At 61.9% G+C, this 14,620-nt stretch carries 6 protein-coding genes and 2 pseudogenes; all 8 read right to left on the bottom strand.

The window, feature by feature from the left end; all coding sequences use genetic code 11:
* Positions 1-211 (bottom strand): annotated as a pseudogene (locus tag ABD76_RS17530) (IS1380 family transposase); the annotation flags it as partial.
* Between the two features lie 356 nt (positions 212-567).
* A complete protein-coding gene (locus ABD76_RS17525) occupies positions 568-1,656 on the bottom strand; it encodes a hypothetical protein (RefSeq protein ID WP_197258505.1) in 1,089 nt (362 codons plus the stop codon).
* 396 nt (positions 1,657-2,052) lie between these two features.
* Positions 2,053-3,252 (bottom strand): annotated as a pseudogene (locus ABD76_RS17520) (MFS transporter).
* Positions 3,249-3,488, bottom strand: coding sequence for an MbtH family protein (locus ABD76_RS17515; protein WP_197258504.1), 240 nt, complete (start codon positions 3,486-3,488; stop codon positions 3,249-3,251). The pseudogene ABD76_RS17520 and the gene ABD76_RS17515 overlap by 4 nt, the downstream one beginning before the upstream one ends.
* Entirely contained in the window at positions 3,481-10,689 is a 7,209-nt protein-coding gene (locus ABD76_RS17510) for an amino acid adenylation domain-containing protein (protein ID WP_197258503.1), read from the bottom strand. The genes ABD76_RS17515 and ABD76_RS17510 overlap by 8 nt, the downstream gene beginning before the upstream one ends.
* 15 nt (positions 10,690-10,704) lie before the next feature.
* Positions 10,705-11,685: an isochorismatase gene (locus ABD76_RS17505; RefSeq protein WP_197258502.1), complete on the bottom strand. Its 981-nt coding sequence runs from the start codon at positions 11,683-11,685 to the stop codon at positions 10,705-10,707.
* A 22-nt stretch (positions 11,686-11,707) separates the two neighbouring features.
* Positions 11,708-13,342, bottom strand: a complete 1,635-nt coding sequence (locus ABD76_RS17500) for a (2,3-dihydroxybenzoyl)adenylate synthase (protein ID WP_420901956.1) — start codon at positions 13,340-13,342, stop codon at positions 11,708-11,710.
* A gap of 2 nt (positions 13,343-13,344) precedes the next feature.
* Positions 13,345-14,598, bottom strand: a complete 1,254-nt coding sequence (dhbC, locus tag ABD76_RS17495; RefSeq protein WP_197258500.1) for an isochorismate synthase DhbC — start codon at positions 14,596-14,598, stop codon at positions 13,345-13,347.
* Between the last annotated feature and the right edge of the window lie 22 nt (positions 14,599-14,620).

Below are 14,620 nucleotides of genomic sequence, written 5' to 3'. Positions count from 1 at the left end.
CAAAGTCACTTTTCCCTTGACAAAGTAGCCCCAGGTACGCGTAGACCACATCCGGGTGAGTGACCGTGGGTTGATGTACACCGGGAAGCGAGGAACGAGTCAAGCGCTTGGCAATCTGGGTATGGGAAAGGAGCAAGCCAATGAGGGCAAGACCGGAATGAGCGGTCAGCATCTCCACGGACTGATCCAGTTGAAAACGTACGGGTTTCATCAATGGCACCTCCGGGGTGAGTTAAAGAAATACGGGAATTCTTCCCTTTTTCCTTATTTTACTTTACCGGCGGCTCATTTTCTAACTTTTCTATGATTTCATTTCACGGATTCAGGTTTTATTCTATAGTATGTAAATCATTATATTTTAGTACAACAAAAAGTTTTTTATGTTTTAAAATTCTAATTCTAACATTTACTTTTCGCGACCCAAGTGGAGTTGACCATATTGCAGAAACCCGTCATACTGATAATCATTCTATTACCAACTCTATTTTTCCATTATTTATGAAAATCATAACCTGATCATCTCGCAAAAAAAGCGCCCTGATCGGCGATCAGGGCGCAGTATCGGATTTATTCGCGCGTGACGCATAAGACTGCGGCCGGCGTGCTGTATGCGCCTGCGGTCGACGCATATACGGCGCAGGTTACGGTGCGCCGGGCCGGAATAGTGACCGTCGCGGCCTCGACCGCTTCGACGGCGGGCGACAGCCGGGGTACTCCATAGGTTCGCCCCCGGTTCCAGCGGACGGCTCCCGCATAGGGTCCTCCGCGCCCCGTCAAGTAGACGGTCACCGTCTTGCGGCGAGGATGCGGATTGCTCAGGGCCAGGTTGAGCTTGTAGATGACGCCGTAATGCCCTTTGTTCGATACTTCCGCATTCGCCGGATCATAGCTGGAAGCGGCCGTCATCAGATTATCGTTGCCGCCGTTATGGATGGCGAAGCTCATGCTCCCGCTTCCGGCGACATACGTGACAGGCTGCGAGCACGCCGGATCCGCGAAGCCTTCGATGTCGGCGAAATCCCAGGAGCCGCGCGGATGCGACTTGCCCTCGGCCGTCCGATAGGCGGGCACGACCGGGGTATGATTGAGCCTCAAGTCGGCCCCCGGACGATTGGCGGCCACGGTGCGCACCCGGTAATCAAGCTCCTTCGGGCTGGACAGCGTAAATTCCATCACGCCGCCTACCAGTTCCCCGTCGGGGACGAGCCACTCCTTCACCAGCCCCGTCTGCCCGCCGCGGATCGAGCGATCGCCGGGAATAAGCGGGGCGAGCGTACGCCCGAGCAGCGCCTTGGCCGAGCACCTGCCGAGTGCGGGGAAGTCCGCCATCACGCCGATGGAATGCTTGACTTGGCGAACGCGTATCGGGCTGCCGCAGGATGCGTTCTCGACCGTGACGCCGGATGTCATCGGAGATCCCGTCTGGTTCAGATGCCAGACGAACAGCCGGTATTGCACGCGCCTCCTTCCCCGGACGGCATCATGCCACAGCGTGGCGAAGCCGTTCGTGAATGACATCGTGGCGCTGCTGATCGTCTCCGGATTGTCCGAGAGGAAAAAGCGGGTCGTTCCGCTTTTTCTCCCGTAAACATGAATCTGGGGCACGACATTGGGCACGGTCACGATCGGTTTGTCGGATTGCATACATCGAATCATCATTACACCTCCTCAATTTGGTCCGCGCAGGCCGGAATCATCATCGGGATAAGGAAGATCGGCAGGCATCCCCCGCGGCGGCTTCCCGGCTATGACGACTGCGCTGCTCTGCGCGAGTTTGTTGTGTTCTTTCATAATATAGAGGAGATCCCGAGGGGATAAGTACAACCTTGCGGCGTGAAAAAATAATTTTAGACCGCTTTGCGGTTCGGTAATTTCCATATGCATAAGAGGGACGAGCAATCCAGACGGCCCAGGCAACGGAAAAAAAGACCTCCGTTCAGCGTACTGAACCAAGGTCTGCTGAGTTTGTAAAACGGTTTGCCGCAGATTCCTTCAATTGAAGAAGCGTACCGCCCTTCGCCTTCCCTCTGCGGCGTAATCGCCCGCTTCATTTCACGTTTGAAGCGATTTTTCCCCATCCGGCTTCACCGGGGGCCGCTTCGCAACGGTGGCAGCCGCATCGCTCTCGCGAAGCCGCAGCGCACAGCAAAGGCCCATAAGCAGGAAGCCTGCGGCGCCAAGCAAAGCGGCACGGTACGCCATGATGTTAGACTCGATTCCTCCGGCGGCATTAACCGTGTGGGTTCCCGCCACGGCAAGAATGCCGGACAGAACCGCCAAGCCTATGGCCGGCCCCAGCCGGTTCTGTACCGTGAACCAGGTCGAGGCGCGTCCCATCGATGCAGGCGGAATGTTGGCAAAAGCCGCAATCTGAACGGCGCCGACCGTATGGCCCAAAAAGACGCCGACACCGAACAGCAGACTCCGAATCAGCCATGGATTCGTATGGGGGCCGACCATGCTCAGCATGACGAAGAGAACCGCCGTGCCCAACAGCCCCATAACCATGACGCGCTTCGGGCCCAGCCTCGGATAGGTCCAGGGCACAAGCTGGGAGGCAAGCATAAGGCCAAGCGCCTCCGGGAAGGTGGTCAAGCCGGTATCGAGGGCCGAAGCATGCAGCGCATTCTGGTACATCAACGGAAACACGTACAGCATGCCAAGCAAGCCTGCCGCGGAGCACATGGCGACGAGGCCTGCCGTGCGGAACAGGCGGTCGCCCAACAGCCGCAGATCAAGCAGCGGCTGCTTCACCCGCAGCTCGACGGCGACAAGGGCGGCTACCAGGAGGAGGCCCCGAACATCGAGGCGTCCCGCCTCATGCTCCCGATGCTCCTTCAAAAAGACGATTCCGAACAGCAAAGCCGGAATTCCGATCGGCAGGTGGACATAAAATATCCAGCGCCACGAAAGATGCTCAATAAGCAGCCCGCTAATGATCGGCCCGACCGCGGGAGCAACCGCGATCGGGAGAACGAGCGCCCGGGAGACCTTGGCCCGCTCCTGCGGGGGGGAACATGCGGAACAGCATCGCCATTCCGATCGGTGTAAGCAGGCCGCCGCCGGCAGGATGACAGCGAGGCTTACCAGGTAGCCGACATTGAGCACTCCCGATGCGGCCGGAGGCACTTGCAGCTCCTGGCTGATCGTCTGCAGCGCCACGTTCAGGACGGTGGCATCCATCGCCACCGTGAACATGGCCGCGACGTATCCGATACATACGGCCGTTTTCGGGTTCAGCCCTTCCCTCATTGCGTTGCTCCATTTGCTCCATGCACCAGATCCGAAGAAGACTCGCATAAGCTGCGGGGCCGCAAATCGGTCCAATGCAGGTTGATATAGTCCAGGCACCCTTGTCGCGTATCCGGGCCCAGAACCGTACTCCATCCATCCGGCACCGCGGCAAAGGCAGGCCAGAGCGAATACTGTCCCTCCTCATTGATCAACACCAGATAAGCGCCGTCCGCTTGCTCAAAAGGATTAATCATGGATTAGCTCCCCCCCATCTTGTCTCATGGCCGCGCCGTTCGCGGATTTCAGCTTGGCCAAAAGAGTCGCGCCGATCTCGGCAAGCGGTCCCGGCTGACACAGGTCCTTATGCCGGCAGGCGATATCATGCCGATCGATCCGTCCGCCGATATAGGGAATCCACATCTCCGGTTCAATCGGAGCGAACCAATCCGGTATGATCGTCGAGCGGAAGAACAGAAGATCCCCCTCGAATCGCCGCGGAGTATAGGCTCCCAGAAGGCGGACCGAGTTTTCATACGTTTTTTTCAAATTCAGAATGGTGGCTTCATCAAGCGTAGCCAAAGCGCTGCTGTCGCTGCGAAGAATCTCGATCGCGTTCGCGACCGTAAGCGGAACGCCGCCAATGCTGTCCTTGTCATAGCCGCCCAAGGCAAGCAGCGCGGTCAACGCCTCCTCTTCATCCGGTTCTCCCCGGATCGGGAGGTAATGACTCGGATAAGCGTCAAGCATCGCCAAAAACGAGACTTCTTCCCCTTCTTCCTGGAGCTGAACCGCCATCGCATGCGCCACATTTCCGCCAAGCGACCAGCCCAGAAGGCGATAAGGACCATGGGGCTGAATCAAGCGAATGGCTTCGATATAATCTGCCGTCATCTCCTCCAGCGTCTTCGGCAGCTCTTCCGCTTGCGCGATGCCGCGGGCCTGCAGTCCGTAGATCGGATAATCCATGCCGAGATGCTTCATCAGGCCGGCGTAGCACCAGCTCAGCCCGCCCGCAGGATGCACGCAGAACAGCGACAGTTGCGCGCCATGGGTTCGGAGCGGCAGCAGCACTTGCAGGGCGCTGGCTCCCCCGTCCATATCGAGCCGCTCCGCGAGCCCGGCCACCGTCGGCGCTTCGAAGAGGCTGCCAATGCCAACTTCCCGGCCCAGCGCCTCGCGGATGCGGCTGATGAGGCGAACCGCCAGCAGCGAATGGCCGCCCAGCTCGAAGAAGCTGTCGTCGATCCCGACGCGCCGCACCCCGAGCACTTCGGCGAACAGATCGCACAGCACCTCCTCCTGCGGCGTTCTCGGATTGCGCCCGTCCAGCTCCAGGGAAAGCTCCGGCGCCGGCAGCGCCTGGCGATCCAGCTTGCCGTTCGGGGTGAGCGGCAGCGCGTCGATGCCGATAATCGCGGACGGAACCATGTAATCGGGCAGTATGGAAGCTGCATAGCGGCGCAATTCGGACGGCTCCAGGGTTGCGCCCGCGGCGAACACCACATAAGCGGCCAGCCGCTTGTCTCCCGGCCGGTCCTCGAGCACCATGACGGCTGCCTGGGCGACCTCGGGATGACGCGCAAGCGCGGCTTGGATCTCGCCCGGTTCGATGCGGAAGCCCCGAATCTTCACTTGATGATCGGCGCGGCCCAGATAATCCAGCGTGCCGTCGGCGAGCCATTTCGCCACATCCCCGGTGCGGTACATTCGGCTGCCCGGCGGGCCGAACGGATCGGCGACGAACCGCTCTGCCGTCAAGCCCGGCCGGCCCCAGTAGCCGCGCGCCAGCCCGGCGCCGGCCACGTACATTTCCCCCGCCGTTCCGGGCGGAGCCGGCTGCAGCGCCTCGTCGAGCACATACACTCGCAGATCCGGTATCGGCCCGCCGATGAAGCTGTTGGCTCCCGAGGCGGCACTATCCCGATCCAGCTCCTTGTAGCTGACATGCACGGTCGTCTCCGTAATGCCGTACATGTTAATCAATCTCGGAGCATGATCCGGATGGCGGCGATACCAGTCCTCCAGCCGGGCCGGCTCCAGCGCTTCGCCTCCGAAAATGACATGCCGCAGGGATAGCGTCTGTCCCAGCTCGGGTTGTTCCCGATCGGCCTGCATCAATTGATAGAAGGCAGACGGGGTCTGATTCAGGACGGTCACGCCCTCTTGCGCGAGCAAACGCAGAAATTCGCGCGGCGATCGGCTTACCGCATGAGGCACCACGACGAGACGCCCTCCATGCAGGAGCGCGCCCCAGATCTCCCACACCGAAAAATCGAACGCGTATGAATGAAATAGGGTCCATACATCCTCCGCTCCGAAGCGGAACCAATGCCGGGTGGACGCGAACAAGCGCACGACATTCTGGTGCGGGATAACGACCCCTTTGGGCTTGCCCGTAGACCCTGACGTATAGATGATATAAGCCGGACTGAGCGGAGACAGCGGCCTGCTGCGTTCCTGATCGCTTGGATTGGCAGAGGATTGCTGCCGCAGCCGCTCCCGGACAGCGGCCTCATCCAGCACGATCCGCGGGAGGCCTCCAGTGTCTGGCAGACCGGATGACACTTCAGCGATCGTCACCATACAGACAGGCGCTCCGTCCTCCAGCATATATGCGATCCGCTCGGCGGGATAATCCGGATCGAGCGGAAGGTAGGCGGCGCCTGCCTTCAGCACGGCCAATATGCCGACTGCCATCTCGAGAGACCGGGGCAAGGCCAACGCCACGAGCTGTTCGGGACCTACCCCCTCTGCCATGAGCAGATGCGCGAGCCGGTTCGCCTGCAGGTTCAATTCCTCATAGCTCAAAGCGCTGCCTTCATGAACGACCGCTGCCGCCCCGGGCGAACGGCTGGCCTGCGCCTCGAACAGCTCCGGAATGGTGACCGGCGGCGGCGCTGCGGCTTCGGGAGCGCTCCATTCCGTCAGGATGCGGCGCCGCTCTTCCGGCAGCAAAATATCAAGCTGGCCCATCGGCTTGTCCGGTGCCCCGGCAGCCGACTCCAGCACGCGCACATAGCGGGCCGCCAGCGCATCGGCTGTGACGCGCTTGAACAAATCCGCACTGTATTCGACGATTCCTTCCAAGCCGTCCGGGCCGCCCTTCGCATCGCGGCGTTCCTGCAGCTCGACGGTCAGGTCGAACTTCGCCGTGCCCGCGCTTTCCAATTGAACGCTGGCTTCTACACCCGGCAAATCGAGCGCGGGAGCCGGCGTATTTTGCAGCACCAGCATAATCTGAAAGAGCGGATGCCGGGAACGGGAGCGAACGGGTTTCACCGCTTCGACGAGACGCTCGAACGGCACATCCTGATGCGCATACGCGTCCAGATTCACCTGGCGCACCCGGGCAAGCAGTTCGCGGAAGCTGGGGTCCCCTGACGTATCGGTTCGAAGCACCAGCGTGTTGATGAACAAGCCGACAAGACCGTCAAGCGCATCGTCGTTCCGCCCGGTTATCGGGCTGCCGATCGGAATATCCGTGCCCGCCCCCAGCCGCGTCAGGAGAATGGCCAGCGCGGCCTGCAGCACCATGAACAGGCTCGCCTTGCCGTCGCGGGCCAGATTCAACAGCCGGCCGTGGAGCTCCTGGTTAATATGAAAATGGACGGTGCCGCCTTGATGGCTGGCCGCTGCCGGACGCGGATAATCGGCCGGGAGCTCCAATTGCTCCGGCAAGCCGGCGAGCGTCCGCGTCCAGAATTCAAGCTGGCGGGTCATCAGGCTGCCGGGATCGCCGCCGCTTCCAAGCAAGCGCTCCTGCCAGATCGCGTAGTCCGCATATTGAACCGGAAGCGGCCGCCATGCCGGAAGCTCGCCCCGGCTGCGCGCCGCATAGGCGGCGGACAGATCGCGCGTCAACGGAGACAGCGACCATCCGTCCCCGGCGATATGATGCAGGAGCAACAGCAGCACATATTCATTCGGCCCAAGCTCGAACAATTCCGCCCGAAGCGAAGGCTCGTCCGACAGCCGGAAGCGGTAGCGAACGGCTTCCTGAAGCCGTTCAGGCAGCTCCGCCTCGCTGGTTCCGGTCAAGATCAGCCCAGGGTGCGCCTTACCGGCGTCCAGAATTAGCTGGCGCGAGGCGCCGGACGCGTCATCAGGGAACACGGTGCGCAGCGTCTCGTGCCGGGCCGCCACATCGCCGAGAGCGGCCTCCAGCGCTTGGATGTCCAGTTCGCCGGACAGGCGGGCGACCAGCGGGATATTATAAGTCGGGGCCGGTCCTTCCAGACGATACAGGAACCATAAGCGCCGTTGGGCGAAGGACAACGGAATATCGTCCGCCCGCCGGGCCGGCCGGATAGCCGGTCTGGCTTCCCGCGAATCATCCAGCCGCCGGACAAGCCCCGCCGCCGTAGGCTCTTCGAAGAGGCTGCCAATACTCAATTCGGCGCCCAACGACTCGCGTATGCGGAGGATGACTCGTCCGGCAAGCAGGGAATGGCCGCCCAGCGCGAAAAAGTCATCATCGATGCCGACGCGGGGCAACCCAAGCGCTTCGGCGAACAGGGCGCAGAGCATCTCCTCCTGCGGGGTGCGGGGTCCGCGCCCTGCGGCCGCTTGACCGGAATCGGGCACAGGCAGCGCCTTGCGGTCAATCTTCTTGTTCGGCGTCAAAGGCATGGCATCCAGCGTGACGATGGCCGCGGGGACCATATAGTCCGGCAGTTGGCCGGCAGCATAGCGGCGCAGCGCGTCCGAATCGATTCCGGAAGGCGAAGCCGGAACGACATAAGCGACCAGTCGCCGCTCCCCCGGCCGATCCTCCCGGACGATCACCGCGGCTTGCGCGACGTCGGCATGCCGGGCGAGCAGATCCTCGATCTCGCCCGTCTCGATGCGGAAGCCGCGCAGCTTAATCTGGTGATCGGCACGCCCCAAATAATCGATGGAGCCGTCAGCCAGCCATCTGGCGAGATCGCCCGTGCGGTACATCCGGGTGCCCGGAGGCCCGAACGGATCTGCCACGAACCGCTCCGCCGTCAGATCCGGCCGCCCCAGATAGCCGCGCGCCAGCCCGGCGCCTGCAATGTACAGCTCCCCTGCCACCCCCGGAGGAACCGGCTGCAGCGCCGCATCGAGCACGTAGAGCCTCGTATTCCAGATCGGTCCCCCGATAGACGGCTTCCCCGTGCGCTCCGGTCCGAGCAAGGTAGCGGCGGAATAAATGGTCGTCTCCGTCGGGCCGTATTGGTTGTTCACCTCGCAATCCAGTTCCTGCAGGGCGAGCTTGAGCCCGATCGGCAAGGCCTCGCCTCCGGTGATCACCGTCAGCCCGCCGAAGCTGCCGGGATGGCTGGCGGCAAGCGCCTGCCATAGCGTCGGGGTCGCCTGCATAATGGTCGCCCCGGTGTCCTTGATTTTCCGGGCCAGCGATTGCGGATCCAGGATCGTCTCCTTCGGGGCGATATCGATGCTGGCTCCCGTCATGAGCGGCAGCAGCACCTCCATGACGGAAATATCGAAGGAGATCGTCGTCACGGACAGCAGCCGATCCCGGCCATCCAGAGCGAACCGCTCGCGCATGCACAGCAGCAGGTTCGCCAGCCCTCCAAAGGTGAGCAAGACCCCCTTCGGTCTGCCCGTCGATCCGGAGGTGTAGATGACATAAGACGGGTGAAGCGGCGACAAACGGCATAACCGGTCGGCGTCGCTCGGGTTGCGCTCGGCTTGCCGCTCCAGGCGCTCCATGGCCGCAGGCTCATCAAGCAAGATCCTCGGAATCGCGCCGGAGCCGGGCAGCCTGGAGGCCGCCTTCCGGATCGTGATCAGGCACATCGGAGCGGCATCATTCAGCATATAGGCAATCCGGGCGGACGGATAATCGGGATCGAGCGGCAAATAAGCCGCTCCCGCCTTATGCACCGCCAGGATGGCGACCACCATCTCCAGCGATCGCGGGAGCGCGAGGGCGACGATCCGATCCGGGCCGGCGCCATGCGCAATCAGCAAATGCGCCAGCCGGTTGGCGCGCGCGTTCAAATCCGCATAACGGAGCGCTGTATCTTCGAAGACCGCCGCGACGGCATCGGGAGTGCTCGCCGCCTGCTCCTCGAACAACGCCGGCACGCTCCATTGCGCCAGTACATGAGCGGTGTCATTCCATCGCTCCAACACCTGCAGGCGTTCTTCAGGCAGCAGCAATTCCAGGCGGCCGATCGGTTGGCCGGGATCGGACGCGGCCAGCTTGTCCAGCGCATGCAGGAAGCGGCGCCGATGCGCGCTCAGCTCGCCGGCATCGTATACCGCGGGGTTGGCATCGAAGTCGATGCGCGTCCCGCTTCCGCCGGAGCCGCAGGAGACATGAATCGTCAGATCATCGACAGGCCCGGCCGCCAGATTGCGTATGCTGCCGCGGCATCCGGCAAAGTTCAGCTCCTCGATAAACGGCATAATATTGATGAGAGGTCCGAACAGCCGTCTGTTGTCCCCCACTAATTTCAGGTCGCGCCGAAGATCCTGATGCCGGTAATTCTGATGCCTTCTGATCTCGCGCATATTTTCAGAGATCTGCCGCACCAGCTCGTTCACGCTCATATCTGGCCGAACAGCGATGCGCAGCGGCAGCAGATTCATTACCATGCCGGGAACGCGCAGCGCCGCGGAGCCGAGACGGCACATCATCGGCACGCCGAGGATGACGTCGTCCGTGCCGGTGAGCCGATGCACGTAGACCGCGGCGGCGGCGATCACGGCGGCGGGCCAGCTTGCCCCGATTCCGCCCGCGGCCGCCTGCCAATCGTCCATGACGCTTGGCGGCAGCTCCGCGGACTCGCGCAGGAAGCTTCGTGACGTGCGCTGAGCCCGATCGCCCAGACTGGCCGCTTCCGGATGATCGGCGAAGCGGGCCAGCCAAAATTGCCGATCCCGCTGCAGCCGATCCGATGCGCGGTAAGCCGCATCTTCCTCCAGGACCGAGCGCCATGAACCGAATGCTCCCTCTCCGATCGGCATATCCTGAGCGAGCGCCGTATAAATTTGCGCCGTCCTTCGCGTCAACAGCGAGAAGCCGTAACCATCGATGACAATATGATGAATGCGTTGGTACCAATAGAATCGGTCGGGCCCAAGCTTGAATAATGCTTCGGTAAACAGCGGACCGCGGCCCAGGTCGGCAGGCTGAGCCAGATCCTGCTTCATCCAGGCTTCCGCCGCAATATGCGGATCCTTCTCCCCGCTGACATCGATCCGGTGCATCGTCCAATCGGAGGATGGAACGATCGTCTGCCAAGGACCGTCCCGATCCTCGCCGAAGCGCGCGTGCAGCGCTTCCGCCTCCATTACGGCCTGGCGCACCGCAGCCTCGAAACGATCCGGATCGACAGGTCCGCGGATATCGATGTATTCTCCGGTATTGAATATCGGGTTGTCCGGATCAAGCTGCTGCGCGAACCAAATGCCCGACTGGGCACCCGATAAAGGCCAGCGGCCATCATCAAGATCATGCATGAGCATCGCCTCCTTTTATACGGTAAAATAATCGCGGTTCGGCAAAGAGCGGCTCATCCGGGAAGAGAGAAGCTGCCACCAGTCGGCCAATGTGGGCCGTTCGGCCAGCTCCGCGAAGCTTACCTCGGCTCCGCCGCGGCGCCACCGTTCGATCAGGCTCATAATCCGGATCGAGTCCAGTCCCCAGATATGAATCAGGTTGTCATCATCCGCAATTCGGGAAGGATGCTCCTGCAGCAGTCCGGCCACTTCAACGCGCACCGCTTGCCGCGTCAATGGTTGGGGTCCTCCTTCAGAGGACGCATGGAGGCACGGTTCAGACGCCGGTGCGGATTCCAACCCAGACGCCGAATCCCCCAGCCGAGCCAGTTCCTCGAGGAGGCGCCGGGTCGTTATCGTGACCGCGCAGCGTTCGGCCGCGTAAGCGAGAGCCATCCGATGCTTGTCTGCCGAGAAATCCGCGACGGCGTCGGCGACGAAGAAGGGCTGCACATCCTGCATGAAAGCTTCGCACGCGGTCATGAGGCACCCAATATGTGCATAAATACCGCACACAATCAATTGATCCCGGCCGCGCTGGCGCAGGATATCGAGCAGCTCTGTCTTTTGAAACGCGCTGTAGCGCCATTTCGTCACCACGATATCATGCTCGCCGGGAGCCAGCGCTTCCACGATTTTTTTCTGATAAGGCCCGTCGTTCATGCCCGGCCCCCAGAAATCGCTCAGCAATCCGCGCCGCTCGGGACTCTGTCCGCCGGGCTGCGCCGAATACACGACAGGAATGCCGAGAGCGGCGCATTGCGCGCGAAGCTTCCGGATGTTCGCCAACAATTCCGGGACAGGCGATTCATCCGCGTTGAAAGCGTCGACGAAGTATTGCTGCATATCATGAATCAGAAGCACGGCCCGCTTCGGATCGGGCCTCCAGGCCGCCTTGTTCGCCGGCAGGTCCGACTCTCCAGGCATCGGATAAGACAATATAGAAGGAAGAGCCATCACATATCTCCTCTTTTCATCATTATTTTGACGGATTGGCGAGCGTGTTCTGCTTATTGGCAATGAACTCGCGCAGCGTCTTTTTGCTGACCTTGCCAACCCCCGTCTTGGGGAACGAATCCGTGAACTCCACCCGATCGGGGATTTTGTATGCCGCCAGCCCTCGCTCCCGGAGGAAGGCTTTCAATTCAGCAGCCGTCGGCGGCGAGGACGGATAAGGAATAACGAAGGCGCATGTGCGCTCCCCGAGGAACTCGTCCGGCATGGCCACCACCGCCGCATCATGCACGCCGGGATGAGCCAGAAGGTGGTTCTCTACCTCTTCTGCCGCCACCTTGTCTCCGCCGCGATTAATTTGGTCCTTGGCGCGGCCTTCAATCACCAGATAACCGGATGGGGTCAATCGGGCCAGATCGCCCGTACGGTAAAATCCATCGGTCGTGAACGCCCTGGCGTTATGCTTCTCGGCCTTGTAATAGCCGCGAATGGTATAAGGTCCGCGCGTCAGCAGATGCCCCGTGCCGCCCGGCCCGACTTCGCGGTCATCGTCATCGACCAGCCGGATTTCATCATATGGCGACATCGGCCGGCCCTCCGTGTTCACGACGATATCTTCCGGATCATCCAGCCTCGTATAATTCACAAGCCCTTCCGCCATTCCATAGACCTGCTGCAGCACGCAGTTCATCGCGTCGCGTACCCGCTTGGCCGCCTCCGCGCTGAACTTGGCTCCGCCTACCTGCAGCACCTGAAGAGAAGACAGGTCATCGCGGAGGGAGCCCGCCGCATCAAGCCAGATCAAAGCCAGCGGCGGCACGACGGCCGTGATCGTGACGCCTTCCTTCGCGATAAGGGGGAAGGCGATGTCAGGACTCGCTCCAGGCGCCAGCACGACCTTGCCGCCGGCATAGAGCGTTCCCAGCGTTCCCGGCGAGCTGAGCGGATAATTGTGGGCGACGGGAAGCACCGCCAAATAGACGCTGTTCTCGTCCAAAGCGCAGATCTCGGCGCTCACCCGCAGACTGTAGATGTAATCATCATGCGTGCGGGGAATCAGCTTAGGAAGTCCGGTCGTCCCGCCGGAAAGCTGGAAAAAGGCAACATCCTCGGGCCGCGGCCCCTCGATGCCGTCCGCAGGATCGGCGTACAGATCGTCCAGCGCCGCGTACTTCCCCGCATCCCCGGCCACAATCACGTGGCGCAAGCCGGGCGCCGCTTCCCGCACCTGGCCGGCAAGCTCCCGGTAATCAAATCCCATGTCAATATCAGGGATAATATAAGCTGCGGCTTCGGCGAATTCGCACAAATAAACGATCTCGCTCTTGCGGTGCGCCGGCAACGAGAAGACGGGCAGCGCGCCCAACCGGAACAGCGCAAAAATAACTTCAAAAAATTGCGGAATATTCGGGAGTTGAACAATGACCCGATCCCCCGGCCGTATCCCCAAGTTGCGGAATCCGGCAGCGAGCCGGTCCGCGCTGGCGTCAAGCTCCGCATAGCTTATCCGCCGATCGCCGCTGACGACAGCGATGCGCTCCCCGTGAGCCGCGGCGCGCTGCCGCAGCATGGCGCCGAACGTCTCTCCGCGCCAGCATCCCAACTGGCGGTACCGTTCGGCCCATTCTTCCGGCCATGCGGGACATCCCGGCAGCAGCATGCTCATCCCTCCTTCACCCTCGACAGTTGTTCATGATCCAGACCCATGGCAAGCAGGAGCGTGCGGAACTTGGCCGATGTCTCCGCAAGCTCCGAAGCCGCGTTCGAGCCGGCGACGATTCCCGCTCCGGCGAACAGACGCAGCGTCCGTCCTTCCGCCTCCGCGCACCGGATCGTGACGGCCCACTCGCCGTCTCCATTCACGTCGCACCAACCGACCGCGCCCGTGTAGTACCCTCGGTCGAAGGGCTCGATCTCCCCAATCGCGGCGCGGGCCAGATCAGTGGGCGTTCCGCATATGGCGGGCGTCGGATGAAGCGCCATGGCCAATTCCAGCGAGGAGACCGCAGGATCGGCCAGCTCCCCGGTTATGTTGGTGGAGAGATGCCACATCGTCTTCGTCCGTATGATCGATGGCCCGGCGGGAACCTGCAATGCCCGGCAGTAGGGACGCAAGGCGGCGACGACCGCATCAATCACGACTTCATGCTCATGCCTGTCCTTGCCGGAGGCCAGCAGCGCGGCCGCCCTGCGCTTGTCCTCGGCCGGATCATCGCTGCGGGCCGCGGAGCCTGCCAGCGGATTGGCCGTCACCCGCCCCCCTGTCTTCGTGACGAGCAGCTCCGGGCTGGCCCCGATCAGCGTGCGGAGACCCGTGCGACCCGTGTGCGATTCCGCCGCTCTGTCATCTTCCGCCGCCAAATCGACCGCAAACGTATAGCCATGGGCATTATGGGAAGCCAAATTGCGCAAGAGTTGATGGACATCAATCGCCTCCGGCGCCGTCATGCGCAGCGTTCTCGACAGCACCACCTTCTGAAGCGAGCCTTCGCCAAGGCGGGCCAAGGCTTCGTTCACGCCATCCATAAATCTTTCCGGCTCCGGAATCGCCTCGGTTTCCCATGCGGATGCCACGGGCCGTTCCTGCGGCATGCCGGCATCGAAGCGCAATGGGCCTGCCCATTGCACATCGTTCGGCACGATAAGCTGCGCGGGCTTCGCAGGAGCGAATGGAATCGCGCCGGCGACAAGCGGCATGGCATGCCCCGCCTGTCTGGCCACGGCCAGAAGCGCCGCCGCGCGCTCGGGCAGGCGATGGCAGCCGTCCAGCCCCTCCTGATCCGGCACCCGCGCCCATGCTCCCCGCGCCAGCAAGGTCCGTTCCGGCGAAGAAAAAAAGAAGGACGTTCCCGTCCGGTATTGCTCCAGCAGATCCGCGGCAGACGCCGCAAGAGCCGCATCGTCATATTTCAGCATTTCAACCGTCTCCCTTCCATCT

This window comes from Paenibacillus dendritiformis, assembly GCF_015845845.1.
Lineage (GTDB): Bacteria > Bacillota > Bacilli > Paenibacillales > Paenibacillaceae > Paenibacillus_B > Paenibacillus_B dendritiformis_C.
The sequence above is the reverse complement of the archived record's forward strand: the minus strand, read 5'-3'. Positions and strand labels throughout refer to the sequence as shown.